The organism is Arthrobacter globiformis (assembly GCF_046536215.2).
Taxonomy (GTDB): Bacteria; Actinomycetota; Actinomycetes; order Actinomycetales; family Micrococcaceae; genus Arthrobacter; species Arthrobacter globiformis_E.
Window position 1 is genome coordinate 1,633,409 of sequence record NZ_CM143421.1, and the last position, 18,782, is coordinate 1,652,190.

Annotated in this window: 17 protein-coding genes and 1 riboswitch; of the genes, 9 read left to right on the forward strand and 8 right to left on the reverse strand. The window is 68.9% G+C overall.

Going from position 1 to position 18,782, the window contains the following annotated elements; translation table 11 throughout:
- Positions 1–133: 133 nt before the first annotated feature.
- The 4 genes from R5O87_RS07315 to glyA all read right to left on the reverse strand — a co-directional run bounded on the left by R5O87_RS07315 (position 134) and on the right by glyA (position 4,335).
- On the reverse strand, positions 134–799 hold the full coding sequence (locus R5O87_RS07315) for a response regulator (RefSeq protein WP_410558393.1): 666 nt from the start codon (positions 797–799) through the stop codon (positions 134–136).
- Positions 796–1,974, reverse strand: coding sequence for a sensor histidine kinase (locus tag R5O87_RS07320; RefSeq protein WP_410558394.1), 1,179 nt, complete (start codon positions 1,972–1,974; stop codon positions 796–798). The genes R5O87_RS07315 and R5O87_RS07320 overlap by 4 nt, the downstream gene beginning before the upstream one ends.
- Before the next feature lie 153 nt (positions 1,975–2,127).
- Positions 2,128–3,027, reverse strand: coding sequence for a bifunctional methylenetetrahydrofolate dehydrogenase/methenyltetrahydrofolate cyclohydrolase (locus tag R5O87_RS07325; RefSeq protein WP_410558395.1), 900 nt, complete (start codon positions 3,025–3,027; stop codon positions 2,128–2,130).
- Between the two features lie 3 nt (positions 3,028–3,030).
- The gene (glyA, locus tag R5O87_RS07330; RefSeq protein WP_410558396.1) at positions 3,031–4,335 is read right to left on the reverse strand and encodes a serine hydroxymethyltransferase; all 1,305 of its coding nucleotides are present in this window, start codon (positions 4,333–4,335) and stop codon (positions 3,031–3,033) included.
- 173 nt (positions 4,336–4,508) lie between these two features.
- Positions 4,509–4,595: riboswitch (ZMP/ZTP riboswitch) on the reverse strand.
- Between the two features lie 42 nt (positions 4,596–4,637).
- On the opposite strand from glyA, the gene purU reads away from it, so the two are divergent.
- Both purU and R5O87_RS07340 read left to right on the forward strand, forming a co-directional pair.
- Positions 4,638–5,498, forward strand: a complete 861-nt coding sequence (gene purU / locus R5O87_RS07335; RefSeq protein ID WP_410558397.1) for a formyltetrahydrofolate deformylase — start codon at positions 4,638–4,640, stop codon at positions 5,496–5,498.
- A gap of 99 nt (positions 5,499–5,597) precedes the next feature.
- Complete coding sequence (locus R5O87_RS07340; protein ID WP_410558398.1) at positions 5,598–5,957, forward strand: class I SAM-dependent methyltransferase; 360 nt, start codon at positions 5,598–5,600, stop codon at positions 5,955–5,957.
- Between the two features lie 25 nt (positions 5,958–5,982).
- Here R5O87_RS07340 and R5O87_RS07345 read toward each other — a convergent pair whose 3' ends face one another.
- Positions 5,983–6,957, reverse strand: a complete 975-nt coding sequence (locus R5O87_RS07345) for a DMT family transporter (protein ID WP_410558399.1) — start codon at positions 6,955–6,957, stop codon at positions 5,983–5,985.
- Here R5O87_RS07345 and R5O87_RS07350 point away from each other — a divergent pair.
- The 4 genes from R5O87_RS07350 (at position 6,956) to R5O87_RS07365 (ending at position 10,250) form a co-directional block, all read left to right on the forward strand.
- Positions 6,956–8,368, forward strand: a complete 1,413-nt coding sequence (locus tag R5O87_RS07350) for an aminotransferase-like domain-containing protein (protein WP_410558401.1) — start codon at positions 6,956–6,958, stop codon at positions 8,366–8,368. The genes R5O87_RS07345 and R5O87_RS07350 overlap by 2 nt on opposite strands.
- 148 nt (positions 8,369–8,516) lie before the next feature.
- Complete coding sequence (locus tag R5O87_RS07355) at positions 8,517–8,837, forward strand: DMT family transporter (RefSeq protein WP_462836404.1); 321 nt, start codon at positions 8,517–8,519, stop codon at positions 8,835–8,837.
- A gap of 23 nt (positions 8,838–8,860) precedes the next feature.
- The gene (locus tag R5O87_RS07360; RefSeq protein WP_410558404.1) at positions 8,861–9,622 is read left to right on the forward strand and encodes a haloacid dehalogenase type II; all 762 of its coding nucleotides are present in this window, start codon (positions 8,861–8,863) and stop codon (positions 9,620–9,622) included.
- A gap of 103 nt (positions 9,623–9,725) precedes the next feature.
- The gene (locus tag R5O87_RS07365; protein WP_410558405.1) at positions 9,726–10,250 is read left to right on the forward strand and encodes a gamma carbonic anhydrase family protein; all 525 of its coding nucleotides are present in this window, start codon (positions 9,726–9,728) and stop codon (positions 10,248–10,250) included.
- A 75-nt stretch (positions 10,251–10,325) separates the two neighbouring features.
- Here R5O87_RS07365 and R5O87_RS07370 read toward each other — a convergent pair whose 3' ends face one another.
- Both R5O87_RS07370 and R5O87_RS07375 read right to left on the reverse strand, forming a co-directional pair.
- The gene (locus R5O87_RS07370) at positions 10,326–12,059 is read right to left on the reverse strand and encodes a flavin monoamine oxidase family protein (RefSeq protein ID WP_410558407.1); all 1,734 of its coding nucleotides are present in this window, start codon (positions 12,057–12,059) and stop codon (positions 10,326–10,328) included.
- Positions 12,060–12,092: 33 nt separating this feature from the next.
- Complete coding sequence (locus tag R5O87_RS07375; RefSeq protein ID WP_462836405.1) at positions 12,093–13,595, reverse strand: amino acid permease; 1,503 nt, start codon at positions 13,593–13,595, stop codon at positions 12,093–12,095.
- A gap of 137 nt (positions 13,596–13,732) precedes the next feature.
- On the opposite strand from R5O87_RS07375, the gene alr reads away from it, so the two are divergent.
- Complete coding sequence (gene alr / locus R5O87_RS07380) at positions 13,733–15,016, forward strand: alanine racemase (RefSeq protein ID WP_410558409.1); 1,284 nt, start codon at positions 13,733–13,735, stop codon at positions 15,014–15,016.
- Positions 14,956–16,575 carry a PucR family transcriptional regulator gene (locus tag R5O87_RS07385; protein ID WP_410558410.1) on the forward strand — a complete coding sequence of 540 codons (1,620 nt, stop codon included), beginning with the start codon at positions 14,956–14,958 and terminating at the stop codon, positions 16,573–16,575. The genes alr and R5O87_RS07385 overlap by 61 nt, the downstream gene beginning before the upstream one ends.
- Here the strand turns inward: R5O87_RS07385 and R5O87_RS07390 are convergent.
- On the reverse strand, positions 16,572–17,363 hold the full coding sequence (locus R5O87_RS07390; protein WP_410558424.1) for a nitrilase-related carbon-nitrogen hydrolase: 792 nt from the start codon (positions 17,361–17,363) through the stop codon (positions 16,572–16,574). The two genes, R5O87_RS07385 and R5O87_RS07390, sit on opposite strands and share 4 nt — an antisense overlap.
- 225 nt (positions 17,364–17,588) lie before the next feature.
- Between R5O87_RS07390 and R5O87_RS07395 the strand changes: the two genes are divergently transcribed.
- Positions 17,589–18,779, forward strand: a complete 1,191-nt coding sequence (locus R5O87_RS07395) for an ROK family transcriptional regulator (protein WP_377992448.1) — start codon at positions 17,589–17,591, stop codon at positions 18,777–18,779.
- The last annotated feature ends 3 nt before the right edge of the window (positions 18,780–18,782 follow it).

Here is an 18,782-nt window from a genome sequence, read left to right on the forward strand (position 1 = left end):
GTCGTCAGGAAAGCTGCAGGAGGTGAGAGAGGATCGGTGGATTTGGTGCAGGAGGTGATTGGGCGTCTGCGAAAGAGGGTCTGCTGCCGCAGCCGGATCTCCAGCCCTGGCCCGCTCAGCCGGATCTGCAGCCCTAGCCCGCCCAGCCGGGCCGGACGAGGCCCGATTCGTAGGCCAGCACCACCAGCTGCGCGCGGTCGCGGACCAGCAGCTTGGTCATGATGCGGGAGACGTGGGTCTTGGCCGTGAGCGGCGTGATCACCAGCCGTTCCGCGATCTCCGCGTTGTTCAGGCCCTCCCCCACGAGCCGCAGGACCTCACGTTCGCGTTCGGTGATGTTCGCCAGCGACACCGGAGCCGCGGTCGCCCGGGACTGCAGCGCCATCTGCGCCATGATGCGCCGGGTGACCGACGGCGAGAGCAGGGCGTCGCCGTCGTGCACTACCCGGACGGCGCGGAGCAGCTCCTCGGGTTCGGTGTCCTTCACCAGGAACCCTGCCGCCCCGGCGCGCACCGCCTCCGCGATGTATTCGTCCAGTTCGAAGGTGGTGAGGATGATGATGCGGGTGCCGGTGAGGCCTTGGTCGGCCATGATTTTCCGGGTGGCCTCCAGTCCGTCCGTGCCGGGCATCCGGATGTCCATCAGCACCACGTCGGGCCGCTCCCGGGCGGCCAGGCGGACGGCGTCGCGGCCGGTGCCGCACTCGGCCACCACCTCCATGTCCGGTTCGGCGTTCAGGAGGGCCCGGAAGCCGGCGCGGATGAGGGTCTGGTCGTCGGCCAGCAGGATGCGGATCACGGCGCCTCCCGTTCAGGTCCGGCCGGCGGCCACGCCACCGGAATCACGGCCCGGACCCGCCAGCCGGGGTGGGGCGGCGCAAGGTTCAGCGTCGCAAGGTGCAGGGAACCGCCCAGGGCGGCCGCCCTCTCCCGCATCCCAGTCACTCCGTTGCCTTCCGGCACCCCGGCGGCCCCGGCGCCGTCGTCGTCAATGGTCACGGTGAGCTGACTTCCGGAAGTCGGCGTCGTGCCCTCCAAGGCGAGAACGACGGCGGCCTTCCGGGCGCCGGAATGCCGCACCACGTTGGTCAGGGCCTCCTGGACGATCCGGTACGCCGCTTCCTGGACGGCACCGGGCAGCTGCTGCGCGGCAGCCGCCTCCGGCTGGGTCAGGCTGACCTCGAGGCCCGCCCGGCGGGCGTCGTTGGCGAGCCCGGGAATCCGGTCCAGCCGCGGCGGCGGCGCGGGGCTGAGCGGGGCATCCTCGCGGAGCACGCCCAGCAGCTGGCGAATCTCGGCCAGCGAATCCTTGCTCGCCGCCTTGATGGCCTCCAGCGCGGGGCGGAACTGGTCAGGGTCCTTTTCCCCGAGGTGCAGCGCCACGGAGGCGCGGACGTTGATGAGCGACAGGGAATGCGCAACGACGTCGTGGATGTCGCGGGCGAGGGCCAGCCGGTATTCGTCGCGGGCGGCCTGCTCGCGTGCCTCCCGCTGGCGGTGCCGTTCCGCGACGCGTTCGGTGCGCAGCCGGATGCCCTCCCCCATCAGCACCAGAATGGCCAGCCACGACGTGCCGGCGAAGGCCCGGATCACCGCGAACTCGTCGCCGCTGGCTGCCGCGCCGGCCACCAGGACAGCTGCGCATGCGCCGGCCACGGCCCAGGTCTGCCAGCGCTTCCCGGCCGCGGCGGAGAGCACGATCGCCAGCGCCAGCGCCAGGAACACCGGACCCCACGCATAGCCAAGGGCCAGGTATGCCGCCACGGACGCCGCGGCGGCCGGGAGCATCACCAGCGGGGCGCGGCGCCGCAGCGACAGGGCGGCCGGTCCCGCCAGCAGCAGGACGAACGCGAGGGCATCCAGCGGCCGGTGGTCCGGCTGCCGGGCGGAAGCGAAGACGGTGCCCACCACCTCGAAGATGGCCACGGCAACCACGATGGCTGCTGTGGGCGGTCCCCGGAAACGGCGCTGCATAGGTCCGAGCCTAGCCGGGAAGGCCGCACGCGTCGTCGGCTTAACGGCGTAGGGCGCCTACTCCCGGAGGAGTAGACGCCCTATGGCCCACCCGCGCCCTAACCTGGCAAGCCCGGTCAGGGAACCCTGCGGGGGTGGGCCCATCTCAGCAGGCTACGCGATACCCGCCTGGCGTTCCGCGGTTTCCACCACGTTGGCCAGGAGCATGGCGCGGGTCATCGGACCCACGCCGCCCGGGTTCGGGGACAGCCAGGCGGCGACGTCGGCGGCGTCGGGGTGCACGTCTCCGGTGACCACGGCCTTGCCGGTGCCGTCGTCAACACGGCTCACGCCGACGTCGAGCACGATGGCTCCCGGCTTGAGGTCCTCCGCCTTGACCAGGTGCGGCACGCCGGCCGCGGCGATCACGACGTCGGCCTGCCGGAGTTCGGCGGGCAGGTCGGCAGTGCCGGTGTGCGCCAGCACGACCGTGGCGTTGACGTCCTTGCGCGTCAGCAGCAGGCCTACGGGCCGGCCGATGGTGACGCCGCGGCCGACCACAAGGACGCGCTTGCCCTTCAGGTCAATGCCGTGGCGGCTAAGCAGTTCCACGCAGCCCTTGGGGGTGCAGGGCAGCGGGGACTTCATGGGGCCGCTGATGTTGGCCACGAGCCGGCCCAGGTTCATCGGGTGCAGGCCGTCGGCGTCCTTGTCCGGATCCATGGCCTCCAGAATGACGTCCTGGTCGATGTGCTTGGGCAGCGGCAGCTGGACGATGTAGCCCGTGCATTCCGGGTTGTCGTTCAGTTCGCGGACCACGGCCAGGAGCTCGTCCTGGGTGGTTTCCTCGGGCAGGTCGCGGCGGATGGAGTTGATGCCCACCTCGGCGCAGTCCTTGTGCTTGCCGCCCACGTACCAGGTGCTGCCGGGGTCAGACCCCACCAGAATGGTGCCCAGTCCCGGAGTGACGCCCTTGGCCTTGAGTGCGGCCACGCGTTCGGTCAGCTCGGCCTTGATGGCAGCGGCGGTAGCCTTGCCGTCAAGGATCTGCGCGGTTTTTGCGGTTTCAGTCACGGATCACCACTGCTCGTGCTGCGGGTACAGCGGGAAGTCGGCAGCGAGCTTGTCCACGCGGGCCTGCAGGGCCTCGACGTCGGTGGCGGAACCGGACTTCAGCGCGGTGGCGATGATCTCGGCCACCTCGGTGAATTCGGTGGCGCCGAAGCCGCGGGTGGCCAGGGCCGGGGTGCCGATGCGCAGGCCGGAGGTGACCATCGGCGGGCGCGGGTCGAACGGCACGGCGTTGCGGTTGACGGTGATGCCCACGGAGTGCAGGAGGTCCTCGGCCTGCTGGCCGTCCAGCTGTGAGTTGCGCAGGTCCACCAGCACCAGGTGGACGTCGGTGCCGCCGGTCAGGACGGAGACGCCGGCCTCGGCAACGTCGGACTGGTTGAGGCGGTCAGCGATGATCTTGGCGCCTTCCAGGACGCGCTCCTGGCGCTCCTTGAATTCAGCGGTGCCGGCGATCTTGAAGGCCACGGCCTTGGCGGCGATGACGTGCATGAGCGGGCCGCCCTGCTGGCCCGGGAAGACGGCGGAGTTGAGCTTCTTGGCCCACTGCTCCTTGGCCAAGATCACACCGGAGCGCGGGCCGGCAAGCGTCTTGTGCACGGTGGAGGTGACGACGTCGGAGTGCGGCACCGGGCTCGGGTGCAGTCCGGCGGCGACCAGGCCGGCGAAGTGCGCCATGTCGGTCCAGAGCAGTGCACCGACTTCATCGGCGATGGAGCGGAAGGCTGCGAAGTCGAGGTGGCGCGGGTAGGCGGACCAGCCGGCGATGATGACCTCCGGCTTTTCGGCGATGGCCTGCTCGCGCAGCTTGTCCATGTCGATCCGGAAGTTGTCTTCCTCGACCTGGTAGGCGGCAACTTCGTAGAGCTTGCCGGAGAAGTTCAGCTTCATGCCGTGGGTAAGGTGGCCGCCGTGGGCCAGGGAGAGGCCCAGGATCTTGTCGCCCGGGGTGATCATGGCGTGCAGGGCTGCGGCGTTGGCCTGGGCGCCGGAATGCGGCTGGACGTTGGCGTATTCGGCGCCGAACAGGTCCTTGACTCGGTCGATCGCCAGCTGCTCGGCGACGTCCACGTATTCGCAGCCGCCGTAGTAGCGGCGGCCCGGGTAGCCCTCGGCATACTTGTTGGTCAGAACGGAGCCCTGGGCTTCCATGACCGCGCGGGGCGCGAAGTTTTCGGAGGCGATCATTTCCAGGGTGCCGCGCTGGCGGCCGAGTTCCTGGTCCAGTACTGCGGCGATCTCGGGATCGAGTTCAGCCAGCGGCTGGTTGCTGACGGAGGAGGTGCTAACGGAAGTCGGTGAAGTAGTCACGAAGAACTCCTGGCTAGGGATGGGCACTGCTAAAGGTCAGGCTACCGGCTGGAACGTTGCTCCGCCCGTCGATGACCATCATCCGGAAACGCATCCGGACGCAGGTCTCTTAGGGCGCCGCAGCGCAGTGGGTGGCTGCTCTTCGAGAAGCGCAGCGCTACCGGCAAAACATGACCCTCGGCCCAGGCGTACGATCCGTGGTCTTCGTGAGTGCCGCTCCCTGGTGGTTAGCCACCCAAACGCCAGTTGCGACGCCACCACACTATCAAAACCGGGACCGACGCGCGGGTAGGCTGTTCTTCGTGAATGAAGACCAGCTCGCCAAATCGTACGTAGTAACCCTGTCCTGCCCTGACCGCCCCGGAATTGTGCACGCCGTTGCCGGCGCCCTGCTCGTGGCGGGGTGCAATATTACGGACTCACAGCAGTACGGCAGCGAGTCCACCGGCACCTTCTTCATGCGCGTGGAAGCCACCACCACCGCCTCCCAGAGCGAAGTGGTTGCTGCCCTGGAGCCGGTGGCCGAAGCCTTCGGCATGCAGTGGAACCTGAACCCCGTCGGCCGCAAGGTCCGCACCCTGCTGATGGCCAGCACGTCCGCCCACTGCCTGAACGACCTCCTGTTCCTGCAGCGCTCGGGCACCCTGCCCATCGAGATCCCGGCGATCGTCTCCAACCACCGGGACCTGGCCGGCCTGGCCGAGTTCTACGGCATCCCGTTCCACTACATCCCGGTGACGCCCGACACCAAGGAGCAGGCCGAGGACCAGCTGCGCAAGATCATCGCCGAGGAGGGCGTCGAACTGACCGTCCTGGCCCGCTACATGCAGATCATCTCGGATGACCTGTGCACCGAGCTGACCGGCAAGGCCATCAACATCCACCACTCCTTCCTGCCGTCCTTCAAGGGCGCCAAGCCCTACCACCAGGCCCATGCCCGCGGCGTGAAGCTGATCGGCGCCACCGCTCACTACGTCACCGCCGCGCTGGACGAGGGACCGATCATCGAGCAGGAAGTCATCCGCGTGGACCACGCCCGGACGCCGGAGCAGTTCGTGCAGATGGGCCGGGACGTGGAGGGCCGCACCCTCGCCCAGGCCGTGCAGTGGCACGCCGAACACCGCGTGCTGCTGGACGGCAACCGGACCGTCGTCTTCAACTGACCGGCCTGAACTCAACCGCCGCGGGCAGAATGCCCGCGGCGGTTATGGTCCACGGGACGGTTCACACGCAGCGGGTTTTAACCAAGACTGGTTAACACGATGACCCTGCTGACAGAAACCTCACTGGAACCTTTCATCGCCCTGCTCAAGGCCCAGGGCAGGCACGCCGTGCTGGACGTGTGCTGCGGCCCGGGCGACGACGGCCTGCGCTTCGTCCAGGCCGGCATCCACTACACGGGCGTTGATCCGTTCGACGGCAACGTGCGGTACGCCGTGGCCCGCCGCCTGAGCGTGTCCGTGGCGGAGCCCGCGCGCCTGCCCTTCGCCGCGAATACGTTCCCGGCGGTCTGGGCGGTCCAGTCACTGGAGGGGCTCACGGCGGACCAGGCGGACGACGTCGTGCGCGAGCTTGAGCGGGTGGCGAAACCGGGTGCGCCGATTGCCGTCGCCCTTCCCTGACTGCCGCCGGACCTGACAGTTCCCGCTAGGATGCGGGCGGCCGCAGCCGCCCGCGGACGGCGGCGCCGGCGCAGAGGATGACCGCGAGTCCGCCGACGACGGTGGCCCAGGTCAGCTGCTCGCCGAGCAGCAGTGCAGCCCAGCAGATGCTCATCACCGGCTGGGCGAGCTGCACCTGGCTCACCTGCGCCATGGGGCCGATGGCCAGGCCGTGGTACCAGGCGAAGAACCCGAGGAACATGCTGACGACGCCGAGGTAGGCGAAGGCAGCCCACTGCGCCGGCGTGCCTGCGGGCGGCTGCTGGGACACGGAAACAGCCACGAGACCGACCATCACGGGCGCGGTCAGGACAAGGGCCCACGATATGGTCTGCCACGCGCCAAGTTCGCGGGCCAGCAGACCGCCCTCGGCATACCCCACGGCCGCGGCCAGCACGGCACCGAAGAACAGCAGATCCGTCCACTGCAACTGCCCGAAGCCACCCGGCTGCGCCAGGGCGAACCCAACGGCGGCAACGGCGCCTGCTCCGGTCGCGATCCAGAACCCTGCCCGTGGACGCTCACGGCCGCGGAGTACCGCCATCGTCGCCGTCGCGGCCGGGAGTAGAGCGATCACCACGGCCCCATGGCTGGCCGGCGCAGCGGTAAGTGCGAAGGACGTGAGCATGGGGAACCCGACGACGACCCCGCCGGCTACCATCGCCAGGCGCAGCCACTCGGTGCCGCGGGGCAGCCGCTGCCGCGTCAGCGCGAGGGCGGCGGCCGCCAGGACAGCCGCCACCACTGCCCGGGCCGAGCCTATGAACAGCGGCGACAGCCCCTCGACCGCGAGGCGGGTAAAGGGAACGGTGAAGGAGAAAGCCGCCACCCCCAGGAGGCCCCACCAGATTCCGGCGCGCTTGCGGACGGGCCCGGCAGGGGACGATCCGGCAGGGGATGATCCGGCCCGGGACGATATCACTGGGCGGACTGGAACAGTAGCGCTACTATTGTCTCTCATGAACAACGATAGCAGTTCTCGGATTGCGTCGCGGCTGAGGCAATGGGTCGCCGCGGCGGCGCCGGGATCGAGGCTGCCGTCCACCCGGTCGCTCGTTTCGGAGTACCAGGCCAGCCCGGTGACCGTCCAGAAGGCTTTGCAGACCCTCACGCGGGAGGGCGTCATCGAAAGCCGGCCAGGCGTGGGGACGTTCGTGCGCGCCATCCGGACCGCGCGGCCGTCGGACTACGGCTGGCAGACGGCGGCCCTCCGTTCACCGCAGGCGCCGCTTCGTCCCGGCTCTGCTGCGATGCGCACCGCACCGAACGATGTCATCGCCTTCCATTCCGGCTATCCGGACCGTGAGCTCCTGCCCGAGCGGCTGGTGCGTGCAGCGCTCACGCGGGCGGTCCGCGGCGAGGCAGCGCTGTCCCGGCCCCCGGCGGCGGGGCTGCCCGAACTGCAGTCCTGGTTTGCCCACGAGCTCGGAAGTTCCACCCCGGCCGGCGTTGCCCCGCCAACCCCGAGTGACGTCGTCGTACTTCCCGGCAGCCAAAGCGGCCTCAGCTCCATCTTCAGGGCACTGGTCGGCTACGGGCAGCCGCTGCTCCTGGAGTCCCCGACCTACTGGGGAGCCATTCTGGCCGCGGCGCAGGCCGGCGTCCGGGTCATTCCCGTGCCCAGCGGCGCCGGCGGACCGGACCCGGACGAGCTGGCCCGCGCCTTCGAGGAGACGGGGGCACGGATGTTCTATGCCCAGCCGAACTACGCCAATCCAACCGGCGCGCAGTGGGACGCCCGGCGCGCAGAACAGGTGCTGGACGTCGTCCGCAGAAACGGTGCCTTCCTCCTCGAGGACGACTGGGCACACGACTTCGGCATCACCACCACACCCCAGCCCGTGGCGGCCCGCGACGATTCCGGCCACGTCGTGTATCTCCGCTCGCTGACCAAGAGCGTCTCCCCCGCTGTCCGCGTGGCCGCCGTCATCGCCCGTGGCCCGGCGCGCGACCGCATCCTGGCCGACCGGGCAGCAGAGTCAATGTATGTCAGTGGCCTGCTCCAGGCCGCGGCACTCGACGTTGTCACGCAGCCGGCCTGGCAAACGCACCTGAGAAGCCTCCGGCACCAGCTTCAGTCCCGCCGCGATCTCCTGCTCACAAGCCTGATCCAGCACGCACCGCACGCCCACATCGAGAATGTCCCCAAGGGCGGGCTGAACCTCTGGGCACGCCTTCCCGACGGGACCGATGTCGAACAGCTGGCGCGCAACTGCGAACGTGCCGGCGTGATCATTGCCGCCGGAACGGAGTGGTTCCCCGCCGAACCGGCGGGGCCGTTCATCCGGCTCAACTATGCGGGTCCCAATCCGGGCGCCTTCGGCGAAGGCGCCCGGATCCTCGGCCAGGAGCTCTCGCGGGCCCCCGGGTAATTTCGTTGTTCCGCGGGCCCCTAGGATGGGAGTGGCCTGGGTGCCGCAACGCCTTTAGGTGCACAGCGCCTTTGGGTGCGCTGTGTCTTAGGTGCACAGCGCCGGCAGCACGCCAGCCAAGGCCACCGCGATACGAAAGGACAGCTTCTTGGGCTACGTGTATCTGGCACTGGCGATTGCCGCGGAGGTCCTGGGCACCAGCCTCCTGAAATCGACAGAAGGATTCAGTCGGCTCTGGCCCAGCGTCTGGTGCCTGGCATCCTACGGCATAGCCTTTGCCTTGCTGTCGCAGGTGATCAAGAGTGTGCCGGTCGGGGTGGCGTATGCCCTGTGGTCAGGCCTCGGAACGGTTGCGATCGTGGCCATCGGGGCCGTCTTCCTCGGCGAGGAACTGAACCTGATCAAGGTCCTCGGGATCGCACTGGTGGTCGCCGGCGTCGTCGTCCTCAACGTCGGCGGAGCACACTGACGGACGCCCCGGCAGGAGATCCCATGGCGGCTTCCGATTCGCCTGCATTCGTTTCACCGTCCACGGGGCGGCAGCTCAAAGCTGTGCTGTTCGACACCTTCGGAACTGTGGTCGACTGGCGGTCCGGCGTTGCCGCAGAGGTTGAAAGGTTCGCGGACAGGCACGGGCCCGCACTGGACCCGTTCGAGCTGGCGGACAAATGGCGGGCGGAGTACCAGCCGTCCATGGAAATGGTCCGTTCCGGCCAACGCGGCTACGTGCCGCTGGACCAACTGCACCTGGAAAACCTGAAGCGCGTCCTCGAGCGGAGCGGGCACTCCCCCGCCGGCTTCGCAACACAGGACCTCGAGGAACTCAACCGCGCCTGGGAGCGTCTGCCCGCGTGGCCGGACGTCCGCGCTGGCCTGCACCGGCTGAAGAGCCGTTACGTCATCGGGCCGCTGTCCAACGGGAACACCGCCCTGCTGGTCAACATGGCCAAGAACGCCGGGCTCCCCTGGGATGTAGTGGTGGGGCTTGACCTGCTCCGGGTGTACAAGCCCGACCCCGCCGCCTATCTCGGCGCCGCATCGGTCCTTCGGCTCGACCCCGGCGAAGTCATCTTGGTTGCCGCCCACAACGGTGACCTTGCCGCTGCCCGGGCAGCGGGGCTGGCCACCGCGTTCGTTCCGCGGGCCACCGAGCATGGGCCGGGGCAGGCCACGGACCTGGCCCCGGCCTCAGACTGGGACGCCGTGGCGGCGGACTTCATCCAGCTGGCCCGCACCCTCACCCCCTCCGGTTGAGTTTTTGTCCAGTTGTCGCGACCTAGACGCCCCGGAAGTCGCGACAAATGGACAAAAACTCCAAAGGAAGGGGCATCGGGCCGGGGTGTCCTAGGCTTGTGGCATGGCTCCCATTTACTCCTTCGCCGGTGACACGCCGGACATCCACCCCTCCGTTTTCGTGGCGCCGACGGCGTCCGTCATCGGCCGCGCCACACTCGCCGAGGACGCCAGCGCGTTCTACGGCGTCTCCGTGCGTGCCGATACCGCGGCCATCACCGTGGGCACGTGCAGCAACCTGCAGGACAACGTGGTCCTGCACGCCGACCCGGGCTTCCCCTGCAGTGTCGGGGCGCGCGTCAGCCTCGGGCACAGCGCCGTCGTCCATGGCTGCACCGTCGAGGACGACTGCCTCATCGGCATGGGCGCCACCGTCCTCAACGGCGCGGTGATCGGCGCCGGCTCGCTCGTGGCGGCCGGCGCCGTCGTGCTGGAAGGGACGGTGGTCCCGCCCCGCTCGCTGGTGGCCGGGGTCCCGGCCAAGGTCCGCCGCGAACTCACCGATGAGGAGTTCGACGGCGTGAAGGCCAACGCCGCGCGCTACCGCGAGCTCGCCCAAGCGCACCGCGAGATGCACGCAGGCAAGTAGGTAGCAGCACAGGGCGTTCCCAGCGCTGGGAACGCCCTCAAGTGCTACCTAGTTGGGCCCGCCAGGCTGATCAGGCTAGTCCAGGCTGATCGGGCCCAGCTCGTCCAGCAGGTCGCCGGGGCCGGGGTTGCCGGGTGCCGATGAGCCGCCGAGGTGGTTCACCACGCCCCACACCGCGTTCAGCCCGGTGGTCACGGCGCCCTCGGCCCAGCCGGCGGTGAAGGACACGTCGTCGCCGGCGAGGAAGATGCCGCGCTGGTTTTCCGGCAGCTTGTCCTGCTTGAAGTGCGTGAACAGCCGCTGCTGGTAGCGGTAGTGCCCGGGCAGGTTCGCCTTGAACGCGCCCATGAAGTTGGGGTCGGCCTCCCAGGAGACAGTGATCGGCTGGCCCACGATGTGGCTGGCGATGTCCACACCGGGGTAGATCTGCTCCAGCGAGTGCAGCATCAGCTCCACGCGTTCGTCGGCGTCGAGCGCCAGCCACTTCAGCGCGTCGTCGTTCCAGGTGTAGGACAGCAGGATCACGGCAGGCCGGTCCGGGCCATTGTCCAACAGGTAAGTGGCGCGGTTGAGCCGGTCCGTCAGGGTCATGGACAGCACCTCCCGGCCGGTTTCCGGATCGATGTCCTTCCAGAACGGCCGGTCCACCATCACGAACGTCTTGGACGACTGCATGTAGTGCGAGCGCTCGATCGCCGTCCACAGCTCCGCCGGGAATAGCGCCTCCTCGGTGTGGATCCGGGTGGACAGCAGCCACGACTGGCAGGTGGTGACCACTGCCGGGTAAGAGGCTTCCCTCCCCCACCGCTCACGGATGCGGAGGTTGCCGTCCGCGTCGCGTCTGATCCGTTCCACCGCACCGCGCGGGGAACCGGAGTGCAGGGACGCCAGGGACGTCCCGTCCGGCCAGTGCACCATGCCCGACGGCGCGTGGCGCCAGAGTGCCTCGGGGAGCCTTTGCGCTCCCCCGGCAATGAGGCAGTGCTGGTCGTCGGCGTCGGTGTAGACGACGCGCAGGATTTCCAGGATGGAGTTGGGGAAGTCGGTGTCCCAGCCGCCGGTGCCGAAGCCAACCTGTCCGAACGCCTCGCGGTGCGCGAAGCCCGCCTTCCGGAAGGCCTGGCTGCCGGCGATGAAGCCGTAGAAGGTCTCCTCGTCGAGCTCGGGAAGGAGTTCGTTCCAGAGTTCCTTGATCCGGGCGGTGTCCCGCGCCCGGATGGCCTCCTGCATCTGGGTGAACTGCGCGCCGTCGTTCACGGCCGCCTTCCAGGCGTCGGCCACTTCGCGGAAGAACGGCGGCAGGTCGGCCGACGTGGTGGCGTAATGCTTCTGGCCCGCCAGCTCAATCACGGTGCTGGAGGTGGCCGGGGCCAGCGGGTTGGGGAAGTCCTGCGTCTCCAGTCCGAGCAGGTCCACATAGTGGTAGAACGCCTTGCCGGAAACCGGGAACCGCATGCCGCCAAGGTCTGCCACCACGTCCGGTGCCGACGGGAAGCTGGCGGTGCGCAGCCGTCCGCCAAGCTGGTCAGCCTCGTAGAGCACCGGACGCAGCCCGAGCCTCATCAGTTCGTAGGCGGTCACCAGCCCGGACAGCCCGGCGCCCACCACGGCAACTTCGGTGCCGTGCAGTTCCGGCGGCACCGAACCCAGTCCGCCCGGGTGGGACAGGTAGTGGTCGTAACTGAACGGGAAGTCCGGGTTCAGCATGGTCACCGGGGCCTGGTCCGGCGCGCCTGCCCCGGGAAGTCCGGGTGCGGTTGTGACGGCACTGGACGGGTCGGATGCCGGCAGTTCGGTAGCGGTTGTCATGGAAGGTCTGTCTCCGTGGTCTCGTGTGTTGTCTTAGTGGCGGGAGATGGTCTGTTCAGCGGATGCGGGAGCAGGGGAAAAGTTCCGGCCGGATAGTTCACGGTATTCCTCCAGGCCCAGCGCGGCCACCCGCGAGTGCCGCCTGCCGTAGCCGAAGTAGGCGGCCAGTCCCACGAGCATCCAGACGCCGAAGGTCACCCACGTTTCGGCGCCCAGGTTGGCCATCAGGTAGACGCACATCAGCGCGCCCAGGATCGGGGTCAGCGGAAAGAGCGGAACCCGGAAGGTCCGCGTGAGCTCCGGCCGGGTGCGGCGGAGATGGATGACGGCCAGGTTCACCAGGGCGAAGGCGAACAGGGTTCCGATGCTGGTGGCGTCAGCGAGCGCACCCAGCGGAACCAGCCCGGCGGTGAGGGCGACGGCGGTCCCCACGATCAGCGTTCCAGCTACCGGGGTGCCGGTGCGGTGGGACACGCGGCCAAAGATGCGTGGAACCAGCCCGTCGCGGGACATGGAGAGAAGGATGCGGGTCTGGCCATAGAGGACGGTCAGCACGATGCTGGCGATGGCGAGCACAGCACCAACAGCGAACACCAGCGCGATCCACGGCTGGCCGGTGATTTCCTCCAGGATCTTCACCAGTGCAGCCTCGGTGCCGTCGAACCAGCCCCACGGGCGGGCGCCGATTGCTGCCACGGCAACCAGCACGTAGATGGTGGTGACGATCAGCATGGACAGCATGATGGCCCGGGGCAGGTCACGCTTGGGGTTGCGGGCTTCCTCGCCCGCGGTGGAGGCGGCATCGAAGCCGATGTAGGAGAAGAACACGCGGGAGGCGGCAGCCGAGACGCCGGCGGCCCCCATCGGCAGCAGCGGTTCGAAGTGGCCGCCGTTGAAGGCGGTGAAGGCCACGGCGCAGAAGAAGACCAGGATGCCCACCTTGATGAACACGATCGCCGTGTTGATCCACGCGCTTTCTTTGGCGCCCCGGACGAGCAGGACCATGGCCAGCACCACGATCACCATGGCCGGGATGTTGACCAGGCCGCCGTCGCCCGGGGGCTGCGACACCCCGTCCGGCAGGGCCAGCCCGAAGACGGCCAGCGTTTCGTTCACGTACTGGCCGGCGCCCACTGCCACAGCGGCGACGGAAACCGCGTATTCGAGTACCAGGCACCAGCCGCAGATCCAGGCCATGCCCTCGCCCATGGTGGCGTACGTGTAGGAGTAGCTGGAGCCCGCGGCAGGCACCAGGCCGGCCATTTCGGCGTAGGACACGGCGGAGAGCAGCGCGGCCAGGCCGGCGATGGCGAATGAGATCCAGATGGCCGGACCGGCCAGCGGCACTGACTCGCCCAGGATCACCAGGATGCCGGTGCCGAGGGTGGCGCCCACGCTGATCATCGTCAGCTGCGTAACGCCGAAGCTGCGGACCAGGCGGGTTCCGCCGTGGCCCGATTCGGCTTCCTGGACCATCTGTCCGATCGGCTTGCGGCGAAGCAGCTGGGCTGCCAGTCCGGGGCGGCCGGCCTGCATGGGAGGCCGCTCTCCTGCTTGGGTGGGCACAGTCATCGTTGACGTCCGTTCGTGGGTAGTTGGGGGCTTTCCGTGCTTCCAGCCTAGGGTGTGAGCCGGATCTCACGGTTGTGCAAAATGACCTATAGTGTTCTGGCATGAGACGTAATGCACAACAGACGGGGACGCCTGAGGCGGTCCTTTCCGGGCAGGTCAGCGTTGATCTGTCCGCCATTTCAGACAACGTCCGGGCCCTCCGGGCACTCACACCGGCGCCGCATTTCATGGCCGTGGTCAAGGGCAACGGTTACGGCCACGGCCTGATCGACGTCGCCAGGGCAGCCCTTGCCGCCGGCGCCGACTGGCTGGGTACCGCGCAGCTCACCGAGGCCCTGGCGCTGCGCCAGGCGGGCATCACCGCACCGGTGCTGTCGTGGCTGTACCTCGCCACCGCGTCCAGCGAAACGATTCGCGAGGCGGTCAGCCACGACGTCGACATCTCCCTGGGCAGTGTCACCCAACTGGATATCGTGGCGGGCATCGCGCGGTCCCTGCGGAGACCCGCGGCTGTCCACCTCGAACTGGACAGCGGTCTGAGCCGTGGAGGAGCCCGCGCCGAGGACTGGCCCGGCCTGGTGGCGGCAGCGCGGGAAGCGGAACTCGCAGGGCACCTGGTGGTGCGCGGCATCTGGACCCACCTGGCATGGGCCGACGTTCCCGCCCACCCCGGGAACGCGGCCGCGGTGGACGCCTTCGAGGCGGCCGTCCGCCAGGCGCGCGAGGCAGGACTGGACCCGCAACTGCGGCACGTTTCGAGTTCGGCGAACATCCTGGACCGGCCGGAATTCGCGTTCGACATGGTGCGGGCGGGCCTGGCCATCTACGGTCTCGCTCCGGCGGACCACCTGGATCCGGCCGATTATGGACTCCGGCCCGCCCTGTCGGTGACCGCCCCCGTGGTGCTGGTGAAGAAAGTGCCGGCCGGCACCGGCGTTAGTTATGAGCACCAGGCCATCACCCATGAGCCGAGGTCCCTGGCGCTGATCCCGCTGGGCTACGCCGACGGCATCCCGAAAGGAATTTCCGGCCGGAGCGTGGTTCAGCTGGGCGGCAGGAGGGTTCCCGTGATCGGCAAGGTGTGCATGGACCAGTTCATGGTGGATCTGGGTCCAGAGCCGGGCGGCGTCATTGTTGGCGACACGGCCGTCCTGTTCGGCGATCCCCGGAGCGGGGCCGCGAGCGCCGATGAGTGGGGCGCCGCGATCGGAAGCCATGGGGACGAGATCATCAACAGGATCGCCCCGCGCCTGCCCCCGGGCCTACCGCCTGCCGCAGGCACACGAGTGCCCGGATTACGAGGAGCCCGGGAACGGTGCGCCGGATGTCGCCTGAGGCAGGGACGCGGACGGTTCCGGCAGCCGGTGCTGCGGCGGAGCGGCTGAGCGTCGTCACCCTGGAACAGTTCCTGGCGAAGCTGCCGCCGGAGCTCACCGTTCTTCACGACGGCGGCAACGGTTCGGGACTGCTGCGGTGGGTTGAGCCGAGTGAGCTGGAGGACCCCACACCGTACCTGCTCGACGGCGAATTCCTCCTCACGGCAGGCTTGCCCTTCGTCGGCGACGCAGGTGATGCCGGCCGGGTTGACGCCTACGTGGGGCGCCTGGTGAAGGCCCGGGTGGGGGCACTGGGGTTTGGCCTGGAACCGTACTTCAGCGCGGTCCCGGACGCGGTGGTGGAGGCCTGTGTCCGGCACAACCTGACCCTGGTGAGAGTGCCCAGCACGGTCCCGTTCGCTGCCATCGGGCTCGAGTTCTCCCAGCTGCTGGAGTCGGAGAACGCCAAGGTGTTCCGCCACCTCGCGGACACGAACCGGCAGCTGATGCGCGCCGTCCTGTCCGCCCGGCCCGAACACGAGCTCCTAACCGCGCTGGTCCAGCGCGTCCCCGTCTGGGCAATGCTGGTCGGCGCGGACGGGCGGGTGCGCGCCCGGGCTGGCTCCGGCGTCGAGGCCGCCACCCTGCAGCCGCTGCTTGACCGGCTGCTGGGCGGCAGCGGGCCCCGGGTGGAGATGGATTCGTACAACGTCCCTGGATCAGCGCTCGTCTTCGGGCACCCGTTGCGCAGCACGCGCGACGCCAACCTTGGCGCGCTGGTGCTGGGCACTGATGCGCCCCTGACCCCGGCGCAAAACAACGTTGTCTCCTCCGCCGTCGGACTTCTTGAACTGCTGGTCCGGCAACGGACCAGCGGCTCCCTGGCACCGAGCCAGCTGGCGACGTCGCTGCTGCTTCACCCGGACAGCCTGGCCTCCGGCGGGGCGCGGCACATCAACGGGCTCCGGGACCTGCTGGCCCAGAGCACTTCCTCCACGCGCTCCGGCGCGTTGCGCGTTGTGCAGGGAATCAGGGTGGGGCAGGCTGCCGGACGGACCGCGGAGAGCCCGGTGCGGGAGCTGCTGCAGTGGCGCCGCCTGTTCGACACCAAGCTCGTGGAGCTCACGGATTACGGCTTCGCCGCCATCACCCGGCTCAGGGTGGACGAGGCACTGCTGGCCGAAGTGGAAAAGCTCGGCTGGCGGCTGGTCATTGGCGACGCGAGCGAGCTCACCGACCTGAGCAGCGCCTACCAGCGGGTGACCGCCCTGCGGCAGCGCGTCCAGACCACCGGCAGGAGCGCCCGGGTGGGCGAAGTGACGTGGACGGTCGCCGGGCTCCTGGGGCAGGAGGCCGGAACCATGCTGGCGGGCCGGCTGCTGGAGCCTGTGCTCAGCCAGGACAGCGAACGCCGGGCCGGCCACCTCTCGGTGCTGCGGGCGTGGCTCGGCGAGAACGGGAACTGGGATGCCACGGCCAAGGCGCTGGGCCTGCACCGCAACAGCGTCAGGCGGCAGATCAACGCGGTGGCCGAACTGCTGGACACCGACCTGAACCAGGCGCAGGTCCGGGCCGAACTCTGGATTGCACTGCAGTACGTCGACGAGCTGCCGGCCGGCCCTGACTAAGGCCGTCCGGTCCCATCCCAGGCGCGGTAAACGTCCGGCCTCCGCTCGCGCAGGTAGGGCACGGCATCCCGGGCCCGGCGGGCCGCCTCGGCGCTGACCTCGACGAACAGCAGTTCCGGGCCGGGACCGGCGGCGGCGAGCAGTTCGCCGTCGGGGCCGGCAATGACGCTTCCGCCCAGGAACGTGCAGCCGTCCTCATCCCCGGAGTGGTTGGCATAGGCCACCGTCAGCTGGCTCTCCAGTGCACGCGCCCGCAGCAGCACCTGCGGCACCGAGTCGAAGCCGTGCGCCAGCGCCGTCGGAACCAGGAGCAGATCGGCCCCGGCCGTGGCAGCGGCGCGCACGGTTTCGGGAAACTCCACGTCATAGCAGATGGCCAGCGAAGTTTTGATGCCACCCAGATCGACGACGGCGGGGGCTGCTTCCGCGGGGCTGAACGCTTTGCGCTCCTCTGGGCCAAAGAGGTGGACCTTCGCGTAGCTCAGCAGTTCGGCCCCGCGCTCGTCCAAGGCCGTCGCGGTGATCCGCCACTCCCCCTCGGCCGTCACGGCCGGCAGGCTGTAGACCAGGGCGATCCCGTGCGTGGCCGCGATACCGGCAAGGGTCTTCCGGATGCCGGGCAGCGCCTGGGGGTCAAGCTCTGCCCTGACCCGCAGCGGGGCGTAGCCCACCGGGAAAAGTTCAGGGGTCAGGAGCACGGCGGCACCCTCTTCAGCGGCCGCCTGAGCCGCCCGGTCGATGGCTGCGCAGTTCCGTTCGATATCCAACACACTGGAGTTCGCCTGCATCAGCGCCAGCTTCACCGTGATCACCTCAAGTCTTCGTGGACGTCCGCCCAACACCGGACGTCGTTTCACCCAGCGTATCCGCGGACGGCGGCCGGTGATCCGGTCCATTTGCACCGCCCTGCGCTGCCCGCGGGACAGATTGCCCGGCGCCTCCGCACTTCCGTATGCCGGCGCATTGCGTTAACTTCTTGACTACAAGGCTGCCGATGGTGCAATGTTCATTTCATGCCCTCACCATCGCGCTCAACGAGGAGCCGAACCAAAAACCCCGGGTCGCAGTCCGCCCTCAGGAGCCTGAACCAGCAGCGGATCATCGAGTGCCTGCTGAACGGCCCTTCGACCCAGGCGGAGCTGGCGCGGCAGACGGGCCTGTCCACCGCGACAGTGTCCAACATCGTCAAAATCATGCAGGATTCAGGCCTCGCCTCCACGGAGCCGACCACCAGTTCCGGGCGCCGCGCGCTGAACGTCCGGCTGAACAGCAACGGCGCAGTGGCCGTGGGCATCGACTTTGGCCGGAGGCACCTGAGAGTGGTTCTCGCCTCGCTCAGCTACCACATCATCGCCGAGGAATCGGTGCTCCTTCCCCTCGGCCACCAGGCGGAACAGGGCATCCAGGCGGCCGTCGCCCTGCTCGACAAGCTGCTGGCGGACAGCGGGGTGGAGCGCACCGCGGTGGTGGGTGCCGGCGTCGGAATCCCCGGCCCGATCGACCGCAGAACCAGCACTGTGGCGCAGGGGGCAATCCTGCCCGAGTGGGTGGGCATCGACATCCAGGAACGCCTCGAGGAGGCGTTCCAGTTCCCGATATTCATTGACAATGACTCGAATCTGGGCGCCCTGTCCGAGGTCACGTGGGGACCGCACAGCGGCATCAGCAACCTGCTGTTCATGAAGATCGGCTCAGGCATCGGCGCGGGCCTGATCCTCAACGGCAACCCGTACTACGGCAACGTCGGGATCACCGGCGAAATCGGCCATGCGACCATCCACGAGCACGGCCTGATCTGCCGCTGCGGCAACCGGGGGTGCCTGGAAACCATCGCCTCCACCACCACCATGATCGAGCTGCTGAGCCGGGGCGAGGAGCGTCCGCTCACGCCCGAGGACATCGTCCGCAAGGCGCTGGCGAGGGATGCGGCCACCCTGCGAGTGGTGGATGACGCGGGCCTCGCAGTGGGCAGGGCGCTCGGGAATGTGGCCAATCTGATCAACCCCGAGGTCATCGTGGTGGGCGGCCCGCTGGCGGGGCTGGGCGACATCCTGCTGGATCCGATCCGGCGCGGACTGGTGCGCCACGCCGTGCCCGTCATCGGCGAAACCACCACGCTGACCATGTCCTCACTGAACGATCGCGCGGAGGCACTGGGCGCCGCATCCCTGGTCTTCCAGCACGCCGGAATCCGGCGCACGTAGCGT

What these genes read in the sequence shown, in the direction of transcription:
- R5O87_RS07320 (WP_410558394.1), bottom strand. Translation starts at nt 1,974, where the DNA reads ATGCAGCGCCGTTTCCGGGGACCGCCCACAGCAGCCATCGTGGTTGCC.
- R5O87_RS07385 (WP_410558410.1), top strand. Translation starts at nt 14,956, where the DNA reads ATGTCGCCTGAGGCAGGGACGCGGACGGTTCCGGCAGCCGGTGCTGCG.
- R5O87_RS07340 (WP_410558398.1), top strand. Translation starts at nt 5,598, where the DNA reads ATGACCCTGCTGACAGAAACCTCACTGGAACCTTTCATCGCCCTGCTC.
- R5O87_RS07375 (WP_462836405.1), bottom strand. Translation starts at nt 13,595, where the DNA reads ATGCAGGCCGGCCGCCCCGGACTGGCAGCCCAGCTGCTTCGCCGCAAG.
- R5O87_RS07350 (WP_410558401.1), top strand. Translation starts at nt 6,956, where the DNA reads ATGAACAACGATAGCAGTTCTCGGATTGCGTCGCGGCTGAGGCAATGG.
- R5O87_RS07360 (WP_410558404.1), top strand. Translation starts at nt 8,861, where the DNA reads ATGGCGGCTTCCGATTCGCCTGCATTCGTTTCACCGTCCACGGGGCGG.
- R5O87_RS07395 (WP_377992448.1), top strand. Translation starts at nt 17,589, where the DNA reads ATGCCCTCACCATCGCGCTCAACGAGGAGCCGAACCAAAAACCCCGGG.
- R5O87_RS07345 (WP_410558399.1), bottom strand. Translation starts at nt 6,957, where the DNA reads ATGAGAGACAATAGTAGCGCTACTGTTCCAGTCCGCCCAGTGATATCG.
- R5O87_RS07390 (WP_410558424.1), bottom strand. Translation starts at nt 17,363, where the DNA reads ATGCAGGCGAACTCCAGTGTGTTGGATATCGAACGGAACTGCGCAGCC.
- alr (WP_410558409.1), top strand. Translation starts at nt 13,733, where the DNA reads ATGAGACGTAATGCACAACAGACGGGGACGCCTGAGGCGGTCCTTTCC.
- R5O87_RS07370 (WP_410558407.1), bottom strand. Translation starts at nt 12,059, where the DNA reads ATGACAACCGCTACCGAACTGCCGGCATCCGACCCGTCCAGTGCCGTC.
- R5O87_RS07365 (WP_410558405.1), top strand. Translation starts at nt 9,726, where the DNA reads ATGGCTCCCATTTACTCCTTCGCCGGTGACACGCCGGACATCCACCCC.